Origin of the sequence: Stenotrophomonas sp. 17(2023), from assembly GCF_030345315.1 — a bacterium.
GTDB classification, from domain to species: domain Bacteria; phylum Pseudomonadota; class Gammaproteobacteria; order Xanthomonadales; family Xanthomonadaceae; genus Stenotrophomonas; species Stenotrophomonas acidaminiphila.
Genome location: NZ_CP128405.1, coordinates 866,250 through 886,223, shown reverse-complemented (window position 1 = coordinate 886,223; position 19,974 = coordinate 866,250). Strand labels below are relative to the sequence as shown.

Below are 19,974 nucleotides of genomic sequence, written 5' to 3'. Positions count from 1 at the left end.
ACTTGTCCGCGCGCAAGCCCTACAACCCGGATCCGCATGCGCATCCGGGACTTGCCGCCATCGCACTGCTGGAAGCGGTCAAGGCCGCATTGGCCTTTCTGGCCGCCGCGGGCCTGGAGTTCTCCGGGCCCGCCCCCCTCCGCACCTTCGTCAACACCCTGATCCGGCACGTCGGCGGCGACCCCGAACACGGCTCGTCCTCGACCCTGCTGGACATGATCACGCCCGACACCGTGCATGTCGGCGCCCTCGCGCTGGTCGCCTACGGCCTGCTCCGATCATTGGAAGCCTGGGGCCTGTGGCGTGCCCGCGCCTGGGCATCGTGGCTGGGCTGCATTTCCGCCGCGCTGTACCTGCCGCTGGACGTCTACGCCATCATCCGCCACCCCGGCTGGGCCTCGTGGCTGCTGCTGGCCGTCAACCTCGTCGTGGTCTGGGTACTGGCCCGGGACATCGGCAAGCGCCGGCCAGCGACCGCGCGCTGAGCCGCGGCACGCCGGAAATCCGCACCGCACCACCGGGCGCACGCGGCCGCCGCGGCGGGCCGGCCCACACCGGTTTGCCAACGCCAGTCCGGCCCGATAGCCTGCGCGGCATGCGCGCCCTCCACACCTGTTCCCGACTGCTCCTGTCCCTTCTGGCGACGGCGCTGTGCAGCGCCTGCAATGGCAGCGCCAGCGACACTCCGGCCGGCGAGCCGCCCTTCCCCTACCAGGAAGCGGGCATCGCCGAACTGCAGGCGCGGATGACCGCCGGCGAGCTCGACAGCGTCACCCTCACCGATGCCTACCTGCGGCGCATCGCGCAGCTCGACCGTGCCGGGCCCGCGCTGCGCTCGGTGATCGAGCTCAACCCGGCCGCGCGCCGCGAAGCGGCGCAGCGCGATGCCGAACGCCGTGCCGGGCGCATCCGCGGCCCGCTGCACGGCATGCCGGTCCTGCTCAAGGACAACATCGCCGCCACGCCCATGCACAACACCGCCGGCTCGCTGGCGCTGAAGACGTTCCGCCCGCGGCGCGACGCTTTCCTGGTGCAGCGCCTGCGCGACGCCGGCGCGGTGATCCTGGGCAAGACCAACCTGAGCGAGTGGGCCAATTTCCGCTCCTCCGGTTCGACATCCGGCTGGAGCGCGGTGGGCGGGCAGACCCGCAACCCGTACGCGCTGGACCACAATCCGTGCGGCTCCAGTTCCGGCAGCGCCGTGGCCATCTCCGCCAACCTGGCGGTGGCCGCCATCGGCACCGAAACCGACGGCAGCATCGTCTGCCCGGCCGCGGTCAACGGCATCGTCGGGCTCAAGCCCACCGTGGGCCTGGTCAGCCGCGACGGCATCATCCCGATCTCCTTCAGCCAGGACACCGCCGGACCGATGACCCGCAGCGTCGCCGATGCCGCGCTGCTGCTCGGGGCGATCGCCGGCCGCGACGAATCCGATCCCGCCACCGCTGGGATGCCCGGGCGGGCCGTATACGACTACGGCACCCGCCTGCGTCCCGACGCCCTGCGCGGCGCGCGCATCGGCGTGCTGCGCAACGCGCTCGCCGAGCGCGCGGAGATAAAGCCGGTACTCGACCAGGCGGTGGCGGCGATGCGCGCCGCCGGTGCCACCGTCGTGGAAACCACGCTGCCCGGCGAAGGCGCCTGGGAGAAGGACGAGCAGACGGTGCTGCTGTATGAATTCAAGAGCGGGCTGAACCGGTATTTCCAGCAGTGGCGGACGCCGGTGGACTCGCTCGCCACCCTGATCGCGTTCAACCAGGCCAACGCCTCGCAGGAACTGCACCTGTTCGGCCAGGAATTGCTGCTGGAGGCCGAACAGTCCGGCACGCTCAAGGACCCGGCCTATATCGCCGCGCGCGGCAACGCCCGCCGGCTTGCCGGCCCCGAAGGCATCGACGCCGCACTGCGTGCCGACCGCCTCGATGCGCTGGTGGCACCCACCACCGGTGCCGCCTGGCGCACCACGCCCGGCCAGGGTGACGCCTACCCAGGCGGCAGCTACGGCGCCGCCGCGGTCGCCGGCTACCCGAGCCTGAGCGTGCCCATGGGCCATGCCGGCGGCCTGCCGCTGGGGCTGCTGTTCATGGGCACCGCCTGGAGCGAGCCACGTTTGCTCGAACTGGGACACGCCTACGAACAACTGACCCGGGCGCGCAAGCCGCCGACCTTCGCGGATACCGCGCAGACCCGTTGATGGCCGCGGCGGCGATGCCGCCTACCCCGGCGCGCCATCCTCCGCGCCCGGTGAGCGGATGTCCGCGGGTCCGCCCCCGCGCGCCGGCTGCGGCACCCCGGCTGGATCCGCCATCTCCGCGCGCAGCCGCGGCAGCGCGGCCGGATGCTCGCGCATCAGGAAATCGATCATGCGCTCGCGCACGATGCAGCGCAGGTCGAAGGCATCGCCGGAGTTGCGCGCGCTCACCAGCAGCCGCACCTGGATGGCGTGCTCGCTCGCCTCGGTCACCTGGGTCACGCAGGCCCGTCCGTCCCACAACGGCGACTCCCCGCAGATGCGCTCCAGCTCGGCGCGTACCGCCGCAACCGGGGTACGGTAGTCCAGCCACAGGAATGCGGTCCCCAGCAGGTCGGCGCTGCGCCGGGTCCAGTTCTGGAACGGGTTCTCGATGAACCAGGACAACGGCACCACCATGCGCCGCTCATCCCAGATCCGCACCACCACGTAGGAACTGCCGATCTCCTCGATCCGCCCCCACTCGCCTTCCACGATCACCACGTCGTCCAGCCGGATCGGCTGCGTCAGTGCGATCTGCAGGCCGGCGATCAGGTTGCCGAACACCGGCCTGGCGGCGATGCCGGCCACCAGCCCGACGATGCCCGCCGAGGCCAGCAGGGTCTTGCCGACCTGCCGCGCCTGCGGGAACGCCAGCAAGACCGTCGCCACGCCGAACAGCACGATCACGCCCATCAGCACCCGGCTCAACACCCGGGTCTGGGTCTGGACGCGACGCGCGGCAAGATTGTCGGCCATCTCGATCGGGTGGTTGCGCAGGATCGCGCGCTCGCCGGCGGCCACCGCCCGTACCAGCAGCCAGGTCAGGCATGCCACCACGCCCACGTGCAGCAGGCGCTGCATCACCTGCAGCGCCTTCCCGTCCAGCGGCGTGGCTCCCAGCGCCATCTCCAGGAACAACAGCGGCAGGAAGAACGCCAGCGGCAGGCTCACCACGCGCACGATGCGCGCGCGCCGGTAGTCACGTCCCTTGGTGCGCCGGAACAGCCACAGCATCAGCGTCCAGACGACGAAGCCAGCAAGAATCGCCGCTCCCAGCGGCAATGCGTAGGTGCGAATGACGGTCCAGTCGGCCATCGATGCGCGTCCTCCTGGGGATACGAAAGGATGTGCCGCCCATGATGCGCCAGAAACCATGATCGCGATGTCATGCCGCAGGCCCGGCGCATGCCGCCGCCCTCACCCGTTGTCGCCACGCTGGCTGTCCCCCCGGTCGCGCGCAGCGACCGATACGCCGTGCCCGCCTCAGGACGCGTCGGGCCCCTGCTGCCGCTTGCGCACGATCGCCATCGCGATTTCCAGCGACTGCTCGTAGTTCAGCCGCGGGTCGACCGTCGAGCGGTACGCACGCTCCAGATCGCGGTCGGTCAGTTCGCGCGCGCCACCGGTGCACTCGGTCACGTCCTCGCCGGTCAGTTCCAGGTGCACGCCGCCCAGGCGCGTGCCGGCCGCCGCATGCAGGTCGAACGACGCCTCGACCTCGGCCAGGACGTTGTCGAAGCGACGGGTCTTGTAGCCGTTGCTGGTGCTCTCCGTGTTGCCGTGCATCGCATCGCAGACCCACAGCACGCGGCGGCCGTCACGCTTGACCGCATCCAGCAGCGGCGGCAGCCTGTCGGCGATCTGCGTCGCGCCCATGCGATGGATGAAGCTCAGGCGGCCCGGCTCGTCATCGGGATTGAGCACGTCGATCAGGCGCAGCAGCTGGTCCGGCTGCACCGACGGCCCCACCTTGATCGCGATCGGGTTGCGCACGCCGCGCAGGTACTCCACGTGCGCGCCCTCCAGCGCCGCGGTACGCATGCCGATCCACGGGTAGTGCGTACTCAGGTTGAACCAGCCGTGCTGGCGCGGCACCTGCCGGGTCAGCGCCTGCTCGTAGGGCAGCAGCAACGCCTCGTGCGACGTATAGAAATCGACCCGGTTGAGGTTGTGCACCCGTGCACCGGCCAGCGTCTCCATGAAGCGCACCGCATCGCCGATGGAGCCCACCATCTTCTGGTACTCGGCCGCCAGCGGCGAACACCCGACCCAGCTCATGTTCCAGTACTCGGGATGGTGCAGGTCGGCGAAGCCGCCATCGATCAGGGCACGCACGAAATTCATCGTCAGCGCCGAACGCGAATGGGCGACGATCATCCGCTGCGGATCGGGCATCCGCGCCGCCTCGGTGAACTCCGGCGCATTGATCACGTCGCCCCGGTAGCTGGGCAGGGTCACCCCGTCGCGGGTCTCGGTGTCGGCCGAACGCGGCTTGGCGTACTGGCCGGCAAAGCGTCCCACCCGGATCACCGGCTTGCGCAGTCCGTGCACCAGCACCAGGCTCATCTGCAGCAGGACCTTGAGCCGGTTGGAGATCGTGCCGGATTCGCAGTCGGCGAAATTCTCCGCACAGTCGCCGCCCTGCAGCAGGAAGCGTTCGCCTTCCTGCGCCTCGGCCAGTTGCTGCTTGAGTGCCAGGATCTCCCACGACGTCACCAGCGGCGGCAGCTGGCGCAGCTGCGCCAGCGCCGTCTCCAGCGCCTGCGGATCGGGATAGGTCGGCATCTGCAGCGCCGGGCGCCCACGCCAGCTGTCCGGCGCCCAGTGCGATGCAGTGGCGGCCGGGGACAAGGACGGGGACAGGTTCATGCGATTACCGTAGCGATAGCAGGGGGATACAGCGGAAAACCAAAGGGACTCAGAACAGGCGTGTCCGGCGCGCGCGCAGGCCGGCATACAGCGCCCACGCACCCAGCAGCGCGAACCACACCAGGCTCCACATCGGCATGCTCAGGCCGAGGAAGGTCCAGTCGATGTTGCCGCAGTCGCCGGTGCCGGTAAGCACGGTACGGAACACCTCGAACGGGCCCATGGTCTCGCTCAGGAAACTCAGCGGCGGGCCGCAGCTGCTGCCCAGGTCCTTCGGCAGCAACTGCACGTACACGTGGCGCCCGGCAATGCCGGCGCCCACGGCCGCGGCGATGAACGCCAGCCCCCCGTATACGCCGCGCCCAGTGCGGGTGGACGGCCCGTGCAGCGCGCCCAACAGGAACAGCAGGCCCACCGCGGCGAAGGCGATGCGCTGAAAAATGCACAGCGGACAGGGCTCCAGGCCCATCTCCAGCTGCATCCAGATGGCGAACGCAAGAAGACCCGCGCAGGCCAGGAAGCCCAGCAGGCACTGCGCGCGGAAGCCCCACCGCAAAGGATTCATCGTGTCGTTCCGGATCAATGATCCAACAAGCGTAACAGGCCGGCGGCCGCACGACAGCATCCACCACGCGGAACGTACCGCAGATGCTCGGCGCCATGCGGCTGCCGGAGCGCGCCATGCCATGCACTGCACTGCACCGCACATCGATCGCCTCCGGGCCGCGGCGAACGGTACCGGCCCCGACGCCGGCGCGTCCGGACAGTGCGCCCGCCCAGCTACGCGGCCAGAGAGTCCGGACTCCGGAAAAGCGAAAAGCCCGGGCGAGGCCGGGCTTTTCGTTTCAGGCTCGTTGCGGAAGGCGCGATTACTCGGCCACTTCCTCGGCAACGGCGGCCGGACGGTCCACCAGCTCGACGTAGGCCATCGGCGCGTTGTCGCCGGCACGGAAGCCGCACTTCAGCAGGCGCAGGTAGCCGCCCGGCCGGCTGGCGTAGCGCGGGCCCAGCACGGTGAACAGGTTGCCGACGGCTTCCTTGTCACGCAGGCGGGCGAAAGCCAGGCGGCGGTTGGCGACGGAGTCGACCTTGGCCAGGGTGATCAGCGGCTCGGCGACGCGGCGCAGTTCCTTGGCCTTCGGCAGGGTGGTCTTGATCAGCTCGTGCTTGAACAGCGAGGCGGCCATGTTCTTGAACATCGCTTCGCGGTGGGCGCTGGTGCGGTTGAACTTGCGGCCCGACTTCTGGTGGCGCATGGGTCTATTCCTTGGTCAATGATGGTTCGTTGGACTTCGTTGTCGCCTTCCTGGCGCTGCTGCTGTGGACTGCGGGTGGTCCTGGTCGCCCTGCTCCCTGGACGACCGGCACCGTGGCTTTCAAGCCATCGGCGCGGGTACTGCATGCTGCGTTCCCCGCATGGTCACCCATGCGGGGAAACAGGGTTTGCTCAGCCCAGCATGCCGTGGGCGGAGACGCCGGCCGGCGGCCAGTTCTCCAGCTTCATGCCGAGCGACAGGCCACGCTGGGCCAGCACTTCCTTGATCTCGGTCAGCGACTTCTTGCCGAGGTTCGGGGTCTTGAGCAGCTCCACTTCGGTCTTCTGGATCAGATCGCCGATGTAGTAGATGCTTTCGGCCTTCAGGCAGTTGGCCGAACGGACGGTCAGCTCCAGGTCGTCGATCGGGCGCAGCAGCACCGGATCCACGCCGTTGTTGGCCGGCTTGGCCGCACCGCGGTCGCGGTGGGTGAAGTCACCGAACACCGAGAGCTGATCGCTGAGGATGTCGGCCGCGGTGCGGACGGCTTCCTCGGCATCGATCGTGCCGTTGGTTTCGATATCGATGACCAGCTTGTCCAGGTCGGTACGCTGTTCGACGCGGGCCGCTTCCACGGCGTAGGCGACGCGGCGGACCGGCGAGAACGAGGCGTCCAGGACCAGGCGGCCGATGGCACGGGTTTCTTCGTCCGGACGACGACGCGAAGCCGCCGGCTGGTAGCCGAAGCCACGCTCGACCTTCAGGCGCATGTTGATCGCCGTGTCCTTGGTCAGGTTGCAGATGATCTGCTCGCCGTTGAGGACTTCGACGTTGTGGTCGACCTTGATGTCGGCGGCAGTCACCACACCCGGACCCTGCTTGGACAGGGAGATGGTGGCACTGTCACCGGAATGCATGCGGATGGCCACGTCCTTCAGGTTGAGCAGGACTTCGAGCACGTCCTCCTGCAGCCCTTCGACCGTGGTGTACTCATGCAGCACGCCGTCGATCTCGACTTCCGTGATGGCGAAGCCCGGGATGGACGACAGCAGCACGCGACGCAGGGCATTGCCCAGCGTATGCCCGTAACCCCGCTCCAAGGGCTCGATAACGACCTTGGCGCGGGTGTCGGTAAGGCGTTCGATCTGCGGACCGCGGGGACGCAGAACCTGGTTGGCGGTAACCGTCATGTTGCGGGTTCTCCTAGTGAACCCCCGGCCGTCGCCGGGGGTTCTCCAATGTGAATTACTTCGAGTACAGCTCGACGATCAGCGCTTCGTTGATGTCCGCCGGCAGGTCGGCGCGATCCGGCACGGCCTTGAACACGCCGCTGAACTTCTTCGAATCGACTTCCACCCACGACGGGCTCAGGTCATGCTGTTCGGCGATGGTCAGGGCTTCCTGGACACGCAGCTGCTTGGCAGCCTTTTCCGACAGGGCGATCGCGTCGCCGGCCTTGACCTGGTACGAGGCCAGGTTGACCGACTTGCCGTTCACGGTGACGCCGCGGTGCGAGACCAGCTGGCGCGCGGCCGGACGGGTCACGGCGAAGCCCATGCGGTAGACGACGTTGTCCAGGCGGGTTTCCAGCAGCTGCAGCAGGTTCTCGCCGGTGTTGCCCTTCTTGGTCGAGGCCTTCTTGTAGTAGTTGCGGAACTGGCGCTCCAGCAGGCCGTAGATGCGCTTGACCTTCTGCTTCTCGCGCAGCTGGGTGGCGTAGTCGGACAGCTTGCCCTTGCGGGCGGTGGCGCCGTGCTGGCCGGGCTTCTGCTCCAGCTTGCACTTGGAGTCCAGCGCACGGGCCGGGCTCTTCAGCGACAGGTCGGCGCCTTCGCGACGGGCGAGCTTACAGGTAGGACCGATATAACGAGCCATTTCTTATCGCTCCTTTAGACGCGACGCTTCTTCGGCGGACGGCACCCGTTGTGCGGGATCGGCGTCACGTCGATGATGTTGGTGATCTTGTAGCCGACGTTGTTCAGCGAACGCACGGCCGACTCACGGCCCGGACCCGGACCCTTGATGCGGACTTCCAGCGACTTCACGCCGTAGTCCAGCGCGGCCTTGCCGGCCTTCTCGGCGGCAACCTGCGCAGCGAACGGGGTCGACTTGCGCGAACCGCGGAAGCCGGCACCACCGGAGGTCGCCCAGGACAGTGCATTGCCCTGGCGGTCGGTGATGGTCACGATGGTGTTGTTGAAAGAAGCGTGGACGTGGGCGACGCCGTCGGTGATGACGCGCTTGATCTTCTTCTTGGTCTTAGCAGCAGCGGGCTTAGCCATTTTCTAGGTCCCTTACTTCTTAAGCGCCTTGCGCGGACCCTTGCGGGTGCGTGCGTTGGTCTTGGTGCGCTGACCACGCAGCGGCAGGCCGCGACGGTGACGCAGGCCGCGGTAGCAGCCCAGGTCCATCAGGCGCTTGATGGCGATGCCGACTTCACGACGCAGGTCGCCTTCGACGATGTACTTGCCCACTTCGAGGCGCAGACGGTCGATTTCCGGCTCCGACAGGTCGCGGATCTTGGTGGTCGAAGTAACGCCTGCGGCTTCGCAGACCTTCTTCGAGCGGGTACGGCCGATGCCGTAAATGCTTTGCAACCCGACCCAGACATGCTTCTGGGCTGGCAGGTTGACGCCTGCAATACGCGCCATGACGCGGTTCTCCAGCTGAGTGATGGCCGAATGCGCACCGCGTGGCGCGCCATTCCGGCAGGATGGATCAAAAAAGTGAACTAGCGATTCTAACAAGGTCCCGGTTTGCTTGGAAGCCCGTGGAACACAAGGTTCCATGAGCCCGGCGTGGGGAGTGTGCCCATGCTCCGGCGCCGGATGTGCCTGGCAGGGAGATTTCTCTCCAGGCCGCCCGCGCTACTCCCGCGCGGAACTACCACATCACACCCCCACCCGAGACCGCTGCGGGGGCCGCCCTTCTGTCTGGAAGGCCCGCCCGGGGAACCCAGGGCGGCCTTCTCGCTATTAAGCGGAAAGTATAACGGGGGAATCAGCCGCGTGCAAAACCACCGCGGTTGCCACCCTTCAGGTTGGCCTTCTTCAGCAGGCTCTCGTACTGGTGCGACATCAGGTGCGCCTGCACCTGGGCGATGAAGTCCATCACCACCACCACCACGATCAGCAGCGAGGTGCCACCGAAGTAGAACGAGGCATTGAGCTGGGTGCGCATCAGTTCCGGCAGCAGGCACACGATCACCAGGTACAGCGAGCCGGCCGCGGTCAGACGGGTCAGCACCGCGTCGATGTACTCGGCGGTGGCCTTGCCCGGACGGATACCCGGGATCAGCGCACCCGACTTCTTCAGGTTGTCGGCGGTTTCCTGCGAGTTGAACACCAGCGCGGTATAGAAGAACGCGAAACCGGTGATCAGCGCGGCGAACACGATCATGTGCAGCGGCTCGCCCGGACCCAGCGCGTTGGCCACCTTCTGCAGCCAGGTCGCGGAGCTGGCCTGGCCGGACCACATCGCCAGCGTTGCCGGGAAGGCCAGGATGCTGGAGGCGAAGATCGCCGGGATAACGCCCGCCATGTTCAGCTTCAGCGGCAGGAACGAGGTCTGGTTCATGTACGCATTGCGGCCACCCTGGCGCCGTGCGTAGTTGACCGTGATGCGACGCTGGCCGCGCTCGACGAACACCACGAAATAGGTGAACGCCAGCACCACGATGACGATCAGCAGCAGCGAGATGAAGCTCATGTTGCCGTCACGGTAGGCATCCAGCGTGTGGATGACCGCTGCCGGCAGGCCGGCGACGATGCCGGCGAAGATGATCAGCGAGACACCGTTGCCGATACCGCGCTCGGTGACCTGCTCGCCGACCCACATCAGGAAGATGGTGCCGGCAGTCAGCGCGACCACGGCGGTGAGCACGAAGCCCATGCCCGGCGCATAGACGACCGGCGCGCCGCCCGGCGACACCTGGTTCTGCAGCGCCAGGGCGATGCTGCCGCCCTGCACGATGGCCAGGAGCACCGCGCCGATGCGCGAATACTGGGTGATCTTGCGGCGGCCCGACTCGCCTTCCTTCTGCATCGCCTTGAGCGCGGGGAAGATGTGGACCGCCAGCTGCATCACGATCGATGCCGAGATGTACGGCATCACGTTCAACGCGAAGATGCTGAAACGGTGCAGGGCGCCGCCCGAGAACATGTTGAACATGTCCACGATACCGCCGCCCTGCGCCTGCATCAGCGCAAGCATGGCATCGGGATTGACGCCCGGCACCGGCACGTAGCAGCCGATGCGATAGACGAGCAATGCCCCGACTACGAACAGAAGACGCTGGCGAAGTTCAGTGAACTTGCCCATTCCGCCCGCGAGGTTACCGATGCCAGCTTGCGCCATGTTCCAGTTACTCCTGTACGCTGCCGCCGGCAGCTTCGATCGCGGCCTTGGCACCGGCCGTGGCGGCGACGCCCTTCAGGGTGAACGCCTTGGTCACTTCGCCCTTGACGACGATCTTGGCCTTCTTGGCGGTGCTCGGAACCAGCTTGGCGGCACGCAGGGCGGCGAAATCGATCTCGCCGGCCGGCAGCTTGTCCAGCTGGTACAGCAGCACTTCAGCGGTGTCCTTGGCGATCGGCGAACGGAAGCCGATCTTCGGCAGACGACGCTGCATGGGGGTCTGGCCGCCTTCGAAGCCAGCCTTGATCTTGCCGCCACCCTTGCGGGCGAACGAACCCTTGTGGCCGCGGCCGGCGGTCTTGCCCAGGCCCGAGCCGATACCGCGACCGACGCGGGTGCGCTCGGTGCGGGCGCCCGGAGCCGGGCTCAGTTCATTGAGACGCAGAGTCATGGTCGATTACTCCTCAACCTGGACGAGGTACTGAACCTTGTTGATCAGGCCGCGAACCTGCGGGCTGTCCTTCAGTTCACGCACATCGTTGAGCTTGTTCAGGCCCAGGGCACGCACCGACAGGCGGTGACGCGACTGGGTTCCACGCAGGCCGCGCACCAGGCGCACCTTCACGGTCTTGTTGGACTCATTAGCCATGGTTGAGTTCCTCCACCTTCTTGCCACGCTTGGCCGCGATGCGCGCCGGCGACTGCATGCCGGCCAGGCCCTTCACGGTGGCGCGGACCAGGTTGATCGGGTTGCGCGAACCGGTGGCCTTGGCCAGCACGTTCTTCACGCCAACCGCTTCCAGGACGGCGCGCATGGCACCGCCGGCGATCACGCCGGTACCTTCCGAGGCGGGCTGCATGAACACGCGGGCCGCACCGTGGCCGTCCTTGACCGGATGCCACAGGGTGCCGTTGTTCAGGTCGACGTTGACCAGGTTCTTGCGGGCCTGCTCCATCGACTTCTGGATGGCGACCGGCACTTCGCGCGCCTTGCCATAGCCGAAACCGACCTTGCCTTCGCCGTCGCCGACCACGGTCAGGGCGGTGAAGGTGAACTGGCGGCCACCCTTGACGGTCTTGCTGACGCGGTTGACCGCGACCAGCTTCTCGATCATGCCGTCGTCGATCTTCTCTTCGCGGTTGCGGTCGCGGTCGCGACCCCGCTGCTGACGTTCTTCTGCCATGTTGATTCCTTGGTTGTTGGGTATGTACGGCTCGGGGCCGCTTATGGTTGTGGAATGACGCGTTGTTCCGGTGGGCCGCTGCAGAAGAACGGCGCCGTCCGGCCTCGCTCAGGCCGGCGAGCGGGCGGGCAGGAGCCGACAAGGCCCCTGCCCCATTCCCTTAGAACTGCAGGCCGGCCTCGCGCGCGGCGTCCGCCAGGGCCTTGATGCGGCCGTGGTAGCGGTAGCCCGAACGATCGAAGGCGACCTTCTCGACGCCTGCGGCCTTGGCGCGCTCGGCAACGATGCGGCCCACCTTGGCGGCGGCGTCGGCGTTCTTGCCGTTCTTCAGGCCGTCCTTGACGTCGGCCTGGGTGGTGTTGGCGGCAGCCAGCACCTTCGAGCCGTCGGCGGTGAAGACCTGCGCGTACAGGTGCTGGCCGGTACGCAGCACCGACAGGCGCGGCACGCCCAGGGTGCGGATGTGCGAACGGGTCGACTTGGCGCGACGCAGGCGAGCGATGTTCTTGTTCATGATCTTTATCCTCGAAAGCTGAAAACCTAGGAATTAGGCCTTCTTGGCTTCCTTGCGAATGATGTTCTCACCGGCGTACTTCACACCCTTGCCCTTGTAGGGCTCCGGCGGACGGTAGCCACGGATCTTGGCGGCGACTTCGCCGACCACCTGCTTGTCCGCACCCTGCACGACGATTTCCGTCTGCGTCGGGGTGGCCAGGGTGATGCCTTCCGGCGCCACGAACACGACGGGGTGCGAGAAGCCCAGCGACAGGTTCAGGTCCTTGCCCTGCATGGCAGCGCGGTAACCCACGCCCACCAGCTCCAGCTTCTTCTCGAAGCCTTCGGACACGCCCTTGACCATGTTGGCCAGGATCGAACGCACGGTGCCGGTCAGCGCGTCGAAGGAGATGTCCTTCGGATTCAGCGTGACGACGCCATTGTCGATGGTGATTTCAACGCCAGCGGCCTTGTTCAGCGACAGGGTGCCCTTCGGGCCCTTCACGCTCACGGATTCCGGCTGGATGTTCAGTTCAACGCCCTTGGGCAGGTTGATCGGCTTCTTGGCTACGCGGGACATGTTCTACTCCTTCTCGCTTAGGCCACGAAGCACAGGACTTCACCGCCGACGCCCTGCTGGCGCGCCTGCGCATCAGTCATGATGCCCTTGGAGGTGGAAATGATGGCAATGCCCAGGCCGTTGAGGACCTTCGGCAGCTCGCTCTTGCCACGGTACTGGCGCAGGCCCGAACGCGAATAGCGCTTCAGGGTCGCGATGACCGGCTTGCCTTCGAAGTACTTCAGGACGATTTCCAGCTCGGACTTGTTGTTGTCCAGCTGGTTGACGCGCAGGTCGGTGATGTAACCCTCGTCCTTCAGGACCTGGGCAATCGCCACCTTGATCTTGGACGACGGCGCTTTCACCGTCTGCTTGCCAACCGCGGCCGCATTCTTGATGCGGACCAGCAGGTCGGCGATGGGATCAGTCATGCTCATGTGTATACCTTTGAGTGCACCGATATCCGCTTTCGCGAAAATCTCGAGTTTTCCCGGGATGGGCCGGGGCCCTTTTCCAACGTCACCCGCAATTTCGGCCGGGCAAGACGCGGGAGTATACGACAAAAAGTCCGACTTGCGTCGGACTTCCTGTCTTGCCGGCAGGTCGCCCTGCCGGCCCGCCGGCCGGACCTTGCGGCCCGGCACGGGGGTTTCTTACCAGCTGGCCTTGCGCAGGCCCGGCACGTCGCCACGCATGGTGGCTTCACGCAGCTTGTTGCGGCCCAGGCCGAACTTGCGGTACACGCCACGCGGGCGGCCCGACAGTTCGCAGCGGTTGCGCTGGCGGCTCGGCGACGAATCGCGCGGCAGCTTGGACAGCTTGGCCGCGGCTTCGATCTTCTCTTCGTAGCTCGCGTCCACCGAGGACACGATCTTCTTCAGAGCAGCACGCTTGTCGGCGTACTTCTTGGCCAGCTTTTCCCGCTTGATGTCGCGGTTGACCATGGAGGTCTTTGCCATTTCGGTTTCCTCGACGGATCAGTTACGGAACGGGAACTTGAACGCTGCCAGCAGCGCCTTCGCTTCCGCATCGGTCTTGGCGGTGGTGGTGATGGCGATATCCATGCCGCGGATCGCGTCGACGGCGTCGAAATCGATTTCCGGGAAGATGATCTGTTCCTTCACACCCATGTTGTAGTTGCCGCGACCGTCGAACGAACGACCCGACACGCCGCGGAAGTCACGCACGCGCGGCAGCGAGATGTTGATCAGTCGATCCAGGAATTCGAACATGGTGTTGCGGCGCAAGGTGACCTTGCAACCGATCGGCCAGCCGTCGCGGATCTTGAACGAGGCCACCGAGACGCGCGACTTGGTGACCACCGGCTTCTGGCCGGTGATCTTGGTCATGTCGGCCACGGCGTTCTCGAGCACCTTCTTGTTGGTCGCGGCTTCGCCGACGCCCATGTTGACGGTGATCTTGACCAGCTTCGGCACTTCCATCGGATTGGTGTAACCGAACTGCTTCATCAGCGCCGGCACCACTTCTTCCTTGTAGATTTTTTCGAGACGGGAAGTCATCAGCTCATTCCTCAGGCGTCAATCGCCTCACCGCTGGAGCGGAACACACGCAGTTTGCGTCCATCCTCCAGCACCTTGAAGCCAACGCGCTCGCCCTTGCCCGAAGCCGGGTTCAGGACATTGACGTTGGAGATATGGATCGAAGCTTCACGCTCGACCACGCCGCCGGCAACGCCTGCCTGCGGGTTCGGCTTGGTGTGGCGCTTGACGATGTTCACGTTGGCGACGACCACGCGGTCGCCGTCGACGCGGACGACTTCGCCCTGCTTGCCCTTGTCCTTGCCGGTGTTGACGACGACCTGGTCGCCCTTCTTGATACGGTTAGCCATGATTATCTCCTGTCGCTCACAGCACTTCGGGAGCGAGCGAGACGATCTTCATGAACTTCTCGGAACGAAGTTCACGGGTCACCGGCCCGAAGATACGGGTGCCGATCGGCTCCTGCTTGTTGTTCAGCAGGACCGCGGCGTTGCCGTCGAAACGGATCAGCGAACCGTCGGCGCGACGCACACCCTTGCGGGTACGCACCACGACGGCGTCGTACACTTCGCCCTTCTTGACCTTGCCGCGCGGAATCGCGTCCTTCACGGTGACCTTGATGATGTCGCCGATGTGGGCATAACGGCGCTTCGAGCCGCCCAACACCTTGATGCACATCACTTCCTTGGCACCGGAGTTGTCAGCGACGTCGAGGTAGCTCTGCATCTGAATCATGATTCAGGCTCCTTATTTCGCTGCGCGGGTGATGACTTCCACCACCCGCCAGTTCTTGGTCTTGGACAGCGGCGCAATCTCGGTCACACGCACGAAATCACCTTCGTTGCAGGTGTTCTCGGCGTCGTGAGCGTGCAGCTTGGTCGAGCGCTTGATGTACTTGCCGTACAGGGCGTGCTTGACCTGGCGCTCCACCAACACGGTGACCGTCTTGTCCATCTTGTTGCTGACCACACGGCCTTCGACCGTGCGCAGCGTCTTGCTTTCAGTATTTTCGCTCATCGCAGCCATCCTTACTTCGTGCTGCCGATCAGGTGCTTGACGCGAGCGATCTCGCGGCGCACCCGGCGGGTTTCGTGGGTCTTCGGCAGCTGGCCGGTGGCGGCCTGCATGCGGAGCGAGAACTGCTCCTTGCGCAGGTCGCCCAGGTGGGCCTTGAGTTCGTCAGCCGACTTCTCGCGGAGTTGTTTGATGTCCATCAGCGCACCGTCCGGGTCACGAAAGTGGTGGTGACCGAGAGCTTGGCCGACGCCAGGCGGAACGCCTCGCGTGCCACTTCCTCGGAAACACCCTCGATTTCATAGATCATGCGGCCCGGCTGGATCTGGGCGACCCAGTACTCCACGCCACCCTTACCGGCACCCATTCGGACTTCGATGGGCTTCTTGGTGATGGGCTTGTCCGGGAAAACGCGGATCCACATCTTGCCGCCACGCTTGACGTAACGGCTGATCGAACGACGGGCCGCTTCGATCTGGCGCGCGGTCAGCTGGCCGTGAGCGGTGGCCTTCAGGCCGTACTCACCGAAGCTGACGGCATTGGCGCTCCAGCTCAGGCCGTCGTTGCGGCCCTTGAACATCTTGCGGTATTTGGTTCGCTTGGGTTGCAACATTGCCGTTACCTCGCTTCACGAGCCGGGCGCGACGGACGGTCGGCACGGTCGCCACGATCGTTGCGATCGCTGCGCGGGCTGTCGTCCTGCTTTTCCTGGCCAACCTGGGAGAAATCGAAGACCTCGCCCTTGTAGATCCAGACCTTGATGCCGATGATGCCGTAGGTGGTGCTGGCCTCAGCGAAACCGTAGTCGATGTCGGCGCGCAGGGTGTGCAGCGGCACGCGGCCTTCGCGGTACCACTCCGAACGGGCGATTTCAGCGCCGTTCAAGCGGCCAGCCACGTTGACCTTGATGCCCAGGGCACCCAGGCGCATCGCGTTGCCGACCGCACGCTTCATCGCGCGGCGGAACATGATGCGACGCTCCAGCTGCTGCGCGATCGACTCGGCGACCAGCTGCGCGTCCAGCTCCGGCTTGCGCACTTCGGTGACGTTGATGTGCGCCGGGACGCCCATCACTTCGCTCACTTCCTTGCGCAGCTTCTCGATGTCCTCACCACGCTTGCCGATCACCACGCCCGGACGGGCGGTGTGGATCGTCACGCGCGCGGTCTTGGCCGGACGCTCGATCAGGATCTTGGAGATACCGGCCTGCGCCAGCTTCTTGCGAAGCATCTCGCGGACCTTCAGGTCGGCCGCCAGGTAGCTGGCGAACTCGGCCTTGTTGGCGTACCACTTGGAGTTCCAGTCCTTGGCGATGCCCAGGCGGATACCAATCGGATGAACTTTGTGACCCATCGTTATTTGCCCTCGCCCACGACCACGGTGATGTGGCTGGTGCGCTTGAGAATGCGCGTGCCGCGGCCCTTGGCGCGGGCCATGAAGCGCTTCAGGCTCGGACCTTCATCAACCATGATGGTCTTGACCTTCAGCTCATCGACGTCGGCGCCCTGGTTGTTCTCGGCGTTCGCGATGGCCGACTCCACCACCTTCTTGATGAGGGCGGCAGCCTTCTTGTCCGAGAACTTCAGCAGATTGACCGCACGCTCGGCCGGAAGGCCGCGCACCTGGTCAGCGACCAGACGGGCCTTCTGCGGGGAGATGCGCGCGGTGCGCAGGATTGCTTTCGCTTCCATCGTCATCTCTCCTTACTTGCCCGACTTCTTGTCAGCACCATGACCCTTGAAGGTCCGGGTGATGGCGAATTCGCCGAGCTTGTGGCCGACCATGTTCTCGTTGATGAGAACCGGTACGTGGTTCTTGCCGTTATGCACGGCGATGGTGACGCCTACCATTTCCGGCAGGATCATCGAACGGCGCGACCAGGTCTTGATCGGCTTCTTGCTGCCCGCAGCGGCCTCCACCTTCTTGACGAGGTGGTGATCGACGAACGGGCCCTTCTTGAGTGAACGTGCCATGGTCGATTAGCCCCTACGATCGCGGACGATGAACTGCTGGGTGCGCTTGTTATGGCGCGTCTTGTAGCCCTTGGTCGGGACACCCCACGGGGTGACCGGATGCGGGTTACCCTGGCCGGCCTTGGCCTCACCACCACCGTGCGGGTGGTCCACCGGGTTCATGGCGGCACCGCGGACGGTCGGGCGGACACCGCGCCAACGCTTGGCGCCGGCCTTGCCCAGCTTCTCCAGGTTGTGCTCGTCGTTGCCGACTTCGCCGATGGTGGCGCGGCACTCGACCGGCACCTTGCGCATTTCACCCGAGCGCAGGCGCAGGGTGGCGTAGATGCCTTCACGAGCCACCAGCTGCACCGAAGCACCGGCGGCGCGGGCGATCTGGGCGCCCTTGCCCGGCTTCAGCTCGATGCCGTGGATGGTGGTACCGACCGGGATGTTGCGCAGCGGCAGGGTGTTGCCGGTCTTGATCGGCGCATGCGCACCGGAGATGACCTGGTCACCCGCCTTCAGGCCCTTCGGGGCGATGATGTAGCGGCGCTCACCGTCGACGTAGCACAGCAGGGCGATGTGGGCGGTGCGGTTCGGATCGTATTCGATGCGTTCCACGCGCGCCGGAATGCCTTCCTTGTTGCGCTTGAAGTCGATGATGCGGTAGTGCTGCTTGTGGCCACCACCAACGTGACGGGTGGTGATGCGGCCGTGGTGGTTGCGACCACCGGACTTGCTCTGCGGCTCCACCAGCGCAGCGTGCGGCGCACCCTTGTGCAGATCGGGCGTGACCACGCGCAGGGCCGAGCGGCGGCCTGCGGAGGTGGGCTTGAATTTCATCAATGGCATGGGATGTACCTCAGGCCTTGGCCGTTACATCGATGGACTGGCCATCGGCCAGGCGCACGTACGCCTTGCGCCAATCGCCGCGGCGGCCAGCGCGGTTACGGAAGGACTTGCTCTTGCCCTTGACGTTGACCACGTTGACGGCCTCGACCTTGACGTCGAACAGCTGCTCGACCGCGGCCTTCACATCGGCCTTGGTTGCTTCGTTCGAGACTTCGAAGACGTACTGGTTGGAGAGTTCCTGCAGGCGCGCGGTCTTTTCGGAGACTCGCGGAGCGCGCAGCACGCTGAAGATTTTTTCGTTGCTGCTCATGCCAGCCACTCCTCGACCTTCTTGACCGCATCGGCGGTGATGACGACCGTGTCGGCACCGACCAGAGCGACCGGATCCAGACCCTGGACGTCACGCACCTGCACGTAGGGCAGGTTGCGGGCCGACAGGTACAGATGCTCGGAAGCCTCTTCGGTGACGATCAGCGGACGCTTGCCCACTTCCAGGCCAGCCAGCTTGCCGATCAGACCCTTGGTGCTGGTCGCTTCCACGTCGAAGGACTCGACGATGGTCAGGCGGCCCTGGCGGTTCAGCTCGGATAGGATGGCGCACATGGCGGCGCGGTACTGCTTGCGGTTGACCTTCTGCTCGAAGCTGCGCGGCTTGGCCGCGAAGGTGACGCCACCGCCGACGAAGATCGGAGCGGTCAGGGCACCGTGGCGAGCGCCACCACCCTTCTGCTTCTTCGACTTCTTGGTGGTGCCGGCCACTTCAGAGCGCGTCTTCTGTGCCTTGGTACCGGCGCGAGCGGCGTTGCGGTAGGCAACGACGACCTGGTGGACCAGATCTTCGCTGAAATCGCGACCGAACACGGCTTCGGAGACCGAGACCTTGTTGTTGCTACCCGTGATAACGAGTTCCATCGTCATCTCTCCTTATGCCTTGCTCGCCGGACGCACGATCACGTCGCCACCGGCAGCACCCGGAACGGCACCACGGACGGCAATCAGACCACGCTCGACGTCGACCTTGACCACTTCCAGGTTCTGCGTGCTCTGCTGCACGGCACCCATGTGGCCGGCCATCTTCTTGCCCGGGAAAACGCGACCCGGGGTCTGGCGCTGGCCCAACGAACCCGGCGCGCGATGCGACAGCGAGTTACCGTGGGTGGCGTCGCCCATGGTGAAGTTGTAGCGCTTGATGGTGCCCTGGAAGCCCTTGCCCTTGGTGACACCCTGGACGTCGACCTTCTGGCCAACGGCAAAGATGTCCGCCTTGACTTCGCCACCGACGGCGTAATCGCCGATCTGGGCGTCCTCGACGCGGAATTCCCACAGGCCACGGCCGGCTTCGACCTTGGCCTTGGCGAAGTGGCCGGCTTCCGGCTTGTTCACCAGGGCGGCGCGACGGGCGCCGACGGTCACCTGCACGGCGCTGTAGCCGTCGGTTTCGACGGTCTTGACCTGCGCGATGCGGTTCGGGGTGGCTTCGATCAGGGTCACCGGGATGGACTGGCCGTCCTCGGTGAAAACGCGGCTCATGCCGGCCTTGCGGCCCACGAAGCCCAACGAATACTTCTTCGTCATGGTCGCAGTCCTCAGGTCAGCTTGATCTGAACGTCGACGCCGGCAGCCAGTTCGAGCTTCATCAGCGCGTCCACGGTCTTGTCGTTGGGGTCGACGATGTCGAGCACGCGCTTGTGCGTGCGGGTTTCGTACTGGTCACGCGCGTCCTTGTCGACGTGCGGGGAAACCAGAACGGTGTAACGTTCGATCTTGGTAGGCAGCGGGATCGGGCCACGCACTTGCGCGCCGGTCCGCTTGGCCGTTTCAACGATCTCGCTGGCCGAGCGGTCGATCAAGCGATGATCGAACGCCTTCAGCCGAATCCGGATCTTTTGGTCCGCCATGACGGTGTTCCTATAGGTCTAAAG

General features: G+C 65.6%; 32 protein-coding genes. 2 read left to right on the top strand and 30 right to left on the bottom strand.

Going from position 1 to position 19,974, the window contains the following annotated elements:
- The first annotated feature begins 2 nt into the window (after nt 1-2).
- Nucleotides 3-485: a DUF2127 domain-containing protein gene (locus tag QQA12_RS03890; protein WP_182336334.1), complete on the top strand. Its 483-nt coding sequence runs from the start codon at nt 3-5 to the stop codon at nt 483-485.
- A 110-nt stretch (nt 486-595) separates the two neighbouring features.
- Nucleotides 596-2,194 (top strand): amidase, encoded by a 1,599-nt coding sequence (locus QQA12_RS03885; RefSeq protein WP_054663371.1) that lies wholly within the window; start codon nt 596-598, stop codon nt 2,192-2,194.
- Nucleotides 2,195-2,215: 21 nt separating this feature from the next.
- On the opposite strand, the gene QQA12_RS03880 is transcribed toward QQA12_RS03885, so the two are convergent.
- From QQA12_RS03880 to rpsJ, 30 genes are all read right to left on the bottom strand, one after another.
- Entirely contained in the window at nt 2,216-3,328 is a 1,113-nt protein-coding gene (locus QQA12_RS03880; protein ID WP_226050268.1) for a mechanosensitive ion channel family protein, read from the bottom strand.
- Between the two features lie 168 nt (nt 3,329-3,496).
- Entirely contained in the window at nt 3,497-4,882 is a 1,386-nt protein-coding gene (locus QQA12_RS03875) for a 3-deoxy-7-phosphoheptulonate synthase class II (RefSeq protein WP_056931944.1), read from the bottom strand.
- A gap of 49 nt (nt 4,883-4,931) precedes the next feature.
- On the bottom strand, nt 4,932-5,447 hold the full coding sequence (locus QQA12_RS03870; RefSeq protein ID WP_054663363.1) for a disulfide bond formation protein B: 516 nt from the start codon (nt 5,445-5,447) through the stop codon (nt 4,932-4,934).
- Nucleotides 5,448-5,751: 304 nt separating this feature from the next.
- Complete coding sequence (gene rplQ, locus QQA12_RS03865) at nt 5,752-6,138, bottom strand: 50S ribosomal protein L17 (RefSeq protein ID WP_054663360.1); 387 nt, start codon at nt 6,136-6,138, stop codon at nt 5,752-5,754.
- A 191-nt stretch (nt 6,139-6,329) separates the two neighbouring features.
- Complete coding sequence (rpoA, locus tag QQA12_RS03860) at nt 6,330-7,328, bottom strand: DNA-directed RNA polymerase subunit alpha (RefSeq protein ID WP_054663357.1); 999 nt, start codon at nt 7,326-7,328, stop codon at nt 6,330-6,332.
- A gap of 55 nt (nt 7,329-7,383) precedes the next feature.
- Entirely contained in the window at nt 7,384-8,013 is a 630-nt protein-coding gene (rpsD, locus tag QQA12_RS03855) for a 30S ribosomal protein S4 (RefSeq protein WP_054663355.1), read from the bottom strand.
- A 14-nt stretch (nt 8,014-8,027) separates the two neighbouring features.
- The gene (rpsK, locus tag QQA12_RS03850) at nt 8,028-8,420 is read right to left on the bottom strand and encodes a 30S ribosomal protein S11 (RefSeq protein WP_054663352.1); all 393 of its coding nucleotides are present in this window, start codon (nt 8,418-8,420) and stop codon (nt 8,028-8,030) included.
- A 12-nt stretch (nt 8,421-8,432) separates the two neighbouring features.
- Nucleotides 8,433-8,789 carry a 30S ribosomal protein S13 gene (gene rpsM / locus QQA12_RS03845; RefSeq protein ID WP_054663350.1) on the bottom strand — a complete coding sequence of 119 codons (357 nt, stop codon included), beginning with the start codon at nt 8,787-8,789 and terminating at the stop codon, nt 8,433-8,435.
- Between the two features lie 349 nt (nt 8,790-9,138).
- Nucleotides 9,139-10,494 (bottom strand): preprotein translocase subunit SecY, encoded by a 1,356-nt coding sequence (gene secY / locus QQA12_RS03840; protein ID WP_054663347.1) that lies wholly within the window; start codon nt 10,492-10,494, stop codon nt 9,139-9,141.
- A gap of 7 nt (nt 10,495-10,501) precedes the next feature.
- Nucleotides 10,502-10,945, bottom strand: coding sequence for a 50S ribosomal protein L15 (rplO, locus tag QQA12_RS03835; RefSeq protein ID WP_054663344.1), 444 nt, complete (start codon nt 10,943-10,945; stop codon nt 10,502-10,504).
- 6 nt (nt 10,946-10,951) lie between these two features.
- Nucleotides 10,952-11,143: a 50S ribosomal protein L30 gene (rpmD, locus tag QQA12_RS03830; RefSeq protein WP_005408214.1), complete on the bottom strand. Its 192-nt coding sequence runs from the start codon at nt 11,141-11,143 to the stop codon at nt 10,952-10,954.
- Nucleotides 11,136-11,678: a 30S ribosomal protein S5 gene (gene rpsE / locus QQA12_RS03825; protein ID WP_054663341.1), complete on the bottom strand. Its 543-nt coding sequence runs from the start codon at nt 11,676-11,678 to the stop codon at nt 11,136-11,138. The genes rpmD and rpsE overlap by 8 nt, the downstream gene beginning before the upstream one ends.
- Nucleotides 11,679-11,838: 160 nt before the next feature.
- On the bottom strand, nt 11,839-12,192 hold the full coding sequence (gene rplR / locus QQA12_RS03820; protein ID WP_054663339.1) for a 50S ribosomal protein L18: 354 nt from the start codon (nt 12,190-12,192) through the stop codon (nt 11,839-11,841).
- 33 nt (nt 12,193-12,225) lie between these two features.
- Nucleotides 12,226-12,753 (bottom strand): 50S ribosomal protein L6, encoded by a 528-nt coding sequence (gene rplF, locus QQA12_RS03815; RefSeq protein ID WP_054663337.1) that lies wholly within the window; start codon nt 12,751-12,753, stop codon nt 12,226-12,228.
- 17 nt (nt 12,754-12,770) lie between these two features.
- The gene (gene rpsH / locus QQA12_RS03810) at nt 12,771-13,169 is read right to left on the bottom strand and encodes a 30S ribosomal protein S8 (RefSeq protein WP_054663335.1); all 399 of its coding nucleotides are present in this window, start codon (nt 13,167-13,169) and stop codon (nt 12,771-12,773) included.
- Nucleotides 13,170-13,385: 216 nt separating this feature from the next.
- The gene (gene rpsN / locus QQA12_RS03805) at nt 13,386-13,691 is read right to left on the bottom strand and encodes a 30S ribosomal protein S14 (protein WP_054663332.1); all 306 of its coding nucleotides are present in this window, start codon (nt 13,689-13,691) and stop codon (nt 13,386-13,388) included.
- Nucleotides 13,692-13,709: 18 nt separating this feature from the next.
- The gene (rplE, locus tag QQA12_RS03800; protein ID WP_054663329.1) at nt 13,710-14,252 is read right to left on the bottom strand and encodes a 50S ribosomal protein L5; all 543 of its coding nucleotides are present in this window, start codon (nt 14,250-14,252) and stop codon (nt 13,710-13,712) included.
- 11 nt (nt 14,253-14,263) lie between these two features.
- Nucleotides 14,264-14,581, bottom strand: a complete 318-nt coding sequence (rplX, locus tag QQA12_RS03795) for a 50S ribosomal protein L24 (RefSeq protein ID WP_054663326.1) — start codon at nt 14,579-14,581, stop codon at nt 14,264-14,266.
- A 16-nt stretch (nt 14,582-14,597) separates the two neighbouring features.
- The gene (gene rplN / locus QQA12_RS03790) at nt 14,598-14,966 is read right to left on the bottom strand and encodes a 50S ribosomal protein L14 (protein ID WP_003479595.1); all 369 of its coding nucleotides are present in this window, start codon (nt 14,964-14,966) and stop codon (nt 14,598-14,600) included.
- A gap of 12 nt (nt 14,967-14,978) precedes the next feature.
- Entirely contained in the window at nt 14,979-15,248 is a 270-nt protein-coding gene (rpsQ, locus tag QQA12_RS03785; protein WP_054663323.1) for a 30S ribosomal protein S17, read from the bottom strand.
- Between the two features lie 11 nt (nt 15,249-15,259).
- Complete coding sequence (gene rpmC, locus QQA12_RS03780) at nt 15,260-15,445, bottom strand: 50S ribosomal protein L29 (protein WP_054663321.1); 186 nt, start codon at nt 15,443-15,445, stop codon at nt 15,260-15,262.
- Complete coding sequence (rplP, locus tag QQA12_RS03775) at nt 15,445-15,858, bottom strand: 50S ribosomal protein L16 (RefSeq protein WP_054663318.1); 414 nt, start codon at nt 15,856-15,858, stop codon at nt 15,445-15,447. The genes rpmC and rplP overlap by 1 nt, the downstream gene beginning before the upstream one ends.
- 5 nt (nt 15,859-15,863) lie before the next feature.
- Entirely contained in the window at nt 15,864-16,598 is a 735-nt protein-coding gene (gene rpsC, locus QQA12_RS03770; protein WP_054663315.1) for a 30S ribosomal protein S3, read from the bottom strand.
- A 2-nt stretch (nt 16,599-16,600) separates the two neighbouring features.
- Nucleotides 16,601-16,936 (bottom strand): 50S ribosomal protein L22, encoded by a 336-nt coding sequence (rplV, locus tag QQA12_RS03765; RefSeq protein ID WP_054668596.1) that lies wholly within the window; start codon nt 16,934-16,936, stop codon nt 16,601-16,603.
- A 12-nt stretch (nt 16,937-16,948) separates the two neighbouring features.
- The gene (rpsS, locus tag QQA12_RS03760; protein ID WP_054663313.1) at nt 16,949-17,218 is read right to left on the bottom strand and encodes a 30S ribosomal protein S19; all 270 of its coding nucleotides are present in this window, start codon (nt 17,216-17,218) and stop codon (nt 16,949-16,951) included.
- 6 nt (nt 17,219-17,224) lie between these two features.
- Nucleotides 17,225-18,052, bottom strand: a complete 828-nt coding sequence (rplB, locus tag QQA12_RS03755) for a 50S ribosomal protein L2 (RefSeq protein ID WP_054663310.1) — start codon at nt 18,050-18,052, stop codon at nt 17,225-17,227.
- Nucleotides 18,053-18,062: 10 nt separating this feature from the next.
- Complete coding sequence (gene rplW, locus QQA12_RS03750; protein ID WP_054663307.1) at nt 18,063-18,362, bottom strand: 50S ribosomal protein L23; 300 nt, start codon at nt 18,360-18,362, stop codon at nt 18,063-18,065.
- Complete coding sequence (rplD, locus tag QQA12_RS03745) at nt 18,359-18,964, bottom strand: 50S ribosomal protein L4 (RefSeq protein ID WP_054668595.1); 606 nt, start codon at nt 18,962-18,964, stop codon at nt 18,359-18,361. The genes rplW and rplD overlap by 4 nt, the downstream gene beginning before the upstream one ends.
- A gap of 12 nt (nt 18,965-18,976) precedes the next feature.
- Complete coding sequence (gene rplC, locus QQA12_RS03740) at nt 18,977-19,627, bottom strand: 50S ribosomal protein L3 (RefSeq protein ID WP_054663304.1); 651 nt, start codon at nt 19,625-19,627, stop codon at nt 18,977-18,979.
- Nucleotides 19,628-19,638: 11 nt separating this feature from the next.
- Complete coding sequence (gene rpsJ / locus QQA12_RS03735) at nt 19,639-19,950, bottom strand: 30S ribosomal protein S10 (RefSeq protein ID WP_005408208.1); 312 nt, start codon at nt 19,948-19,950, stop codon at nt 19,639-19,641.
- Between the last annotated feature and the right edge of the window lie 24 nt (nt 19,951-19,974).

What these genes read in the sequence shown, in the direction of transcription:
- QQA12_RS03885 (WP_054663371.1), top strand. Translation starts at nt 596, where the DNA reads ATGCGCGCCCTCCACACCTGTTCCCGACTGCTCCTGTCCCTTCTGGCG.
- QQA12_RS03880 (WP_226050268.1), bottom strand. Translation starts at nt 3,328, where the DNA reads ATGGCCGACTGGACCGTCATTCGCACCTACGCATTGCCGCTGGGAGCG.
- QQA12_RS03875 (WP_056931944.1), bottom strand. Translation starts at nt 4,882, where the DNA reads ATGAACCTGTCCCCGTCCTTGTCCCCGGCCGCCACTGCATCGCACTGG.
- QQA12_RS03870 (WP_054663363.1), bottom strand. Translation starts at nt 5,447, where the DNA reads ATGAATCCTTTGCGGTGGGGCTTCCGCGCGCAGTGCCTGCTGGGCTTC.
- rplQ (WP_054663360.1), bottom strand. Translation starts at nt 6,138, where the DNA reads ATGCGCCACCAGAAGTCGGGCCGCAAGTTCAACCGCACCAGCGCCCAC.
- rpoA (WP_054663357.1), bottom strand. Translation starts at nt 7,328, where the DNA reads ATGACGGTTACCGCCAACCAGGTTCTGCGTCCCCGCGGTCCGCAGATC.
- rpsD (WP_054663355.1), bottom strand. Translation starts at nt 8,013, where the DNA reads ATGGCTCGTTATATCGGTCCTACCTGTAAGCTCGCCCGTCGCGAAGGC.
- rpsK (WP_054663352.1), bottom strand. Translation starts at nt 8,420, where the DNA reads ATGGCTAAGCCCGCTGCTGCTAAGACCAAGAAGAAGATCAAGCGCGTC.
- rpsM (WP_054663350.1), bottom strand. Translation starts at nt 8,789, where the DNA reads ATGGCGCGTATTGCAGGCGTCAACCTGCCAGCCCAGAAGCATGTCTGG.
- secY (WP_054663347.1), bottom strand. Translation starts at nt 10,494, where the DNA reads ATGGCGCAAGCTGGCATCGGTAACCTCGCGGGCGGAATGGGCAAGTTC.
- rplO (WP_054663344.1), bottom strand. Translation starts at nt 10,945, where the DNA reads ATGACTCTGCGTCTCAATGAACTGAGCCCGGCTCCGGGCGCCCGCACC.
- rpmD (WP_005408214.1), bottom strand. Translation starts at nt 11,143, where the DNA reads ATGGCTAATGAGTCCAACAAGACCGTGAAGGTGCGCCTGGTGCGCGGC.
- rpsE (WP_054663341.1), bottom strand. Translation starts at nt 11,678, where the DNA reads ATGGCAGAAGAACGTCAGCAGCGGGGTCGCGACCGCGACCGCAACCGC.
- rplR (WP_054663339.1), bottom strand. Translation starts at nt 12,192, where the DNA reads ATGAACAAGAACATCGCTCGCCTGCGTCGCGCCAAGTCGACCCGTTCG.
- rplF (WP_054663337.1), bottom strand. Translation starts at nt 12,753, where the DNA reads ATGTCCCGCGTAGCCAAGAAGCCGATCAACCTGCCCAAGGGCGTTGAA.
- rpsH (WP_054663335.1), bottom strand. Translation starts at nt 13,169, where the DNA reads ATGAGCATGACTGATCCCATCGCCGACCTGCTGGTCCGCATCAAGAAT.
- rpsN (WP_054663332.1), bottom strand. Translation starts at nt 13,691, where the DNA reads ATGGCAAAGACCTCCATGGTCAACCGCGACATCAAGCGGGAAAAGCTG.
- rplE (WP_054663329.1), bottom strand. Translation starts at nt 14,252, where the DNA reads ATGACTTCCCGTCTCGAAAAAATCTACAAGGAAGAAGTGGTGCCGGCG.
- rplX (WP_054663326.1), bottom strand. Translation starts at nt 14,581, where the DNA reads ATGGCTAACCGTATCAAGAAGGGCGACCAGGTCGTCGTCAACACCGGC.
- rplN (WP_003479595.1), bottom strand. Translation starts at nt 14,966, where the DNA reads ATGATTCAGATGCAGAGCTACCTCGACGTCGCTGACAACTCCGGTGCC.
- rpsQ (WP_054663323.1), bottom strand. Translation starts at nt 15,248, where the DNA reads ATGAGCGAAAATACTGAAAGCAAGACGCTGCGCACGGTCGAAGGCCGT.
- rpmC (WP_054663321.1), bottom strand. Translation starts at nt 15,445, where the DNA reads ATGGACATCAAACAACTCCGCGAGAAGTCGGCTGACGAACTCAAGGCC.
- rplP (WP_054663318.1), bottom strand. Translation starts at nt 15,858, where the DNA reads ATGTTGCAACCCAAGCGAACCAAATACCGCAAGATGTTCAAGGGCCGC.
- rpsC (WP_054663315.1), bottom strand. Translation starts at nt 16,598, where the DNA reads ATGGGTCACAAAGTTCATCCGATTGGTATCCGCCTGGGCATCGCCAAG.
- rplV (WP_054668596.1), bottom strand. Translation starts at nt 16,936, where the DNA reads ATGGAAGCGAAAGCAATCCTGCGCACCGCGCGCATCTCCCCGCAGAAG.
- rpsS (WP_054663313.1), bottom strand. Translation starts at nt 17,218, where the DNA reads ATGGCACGTTCACTCAAGAAGGGCCCGTTCGTCGATCACCACCTCGTC.
- rplB (WP_054663310.1), bottom strand. Translation starts at nt 18,052, where the DNA reads ATGCCATTGATGAAATTCAAGCCCACCTCCGCAGGCCGCCGCTCGGCC.
- rplW (WP_054663307.1), bottom strand. Translation starts at nt 18,362, where the DNA reads ATGAGCAGCAACGAAAAAATCTTCAGCGTGCTGCGCGCTCCGCGAGTC.
- rplD (WP_054668595.1), bottom strand. Translation starts at nt 18,964, where the DNA reads ATGGAACTCGTTATCACGGGTAGCAACAACAAGGTCTCGGTCTCCGAA.
- rplC (WP_054663304.1), bottom strand. Translation starts at nt 19,627, where the DNA reads ATGACGAAGAAGTATTCGTTGGGCTTCGTGGGCCGCAAGGCCGGCATG.
- rpsJ (WP_005408208.1), bottom strand. Translation starts at nt 19,950, where the DNA reads ATGGCGGACCAAAAGATCCGGATTCGGCTGAAGGCGTTCGATCATCGC.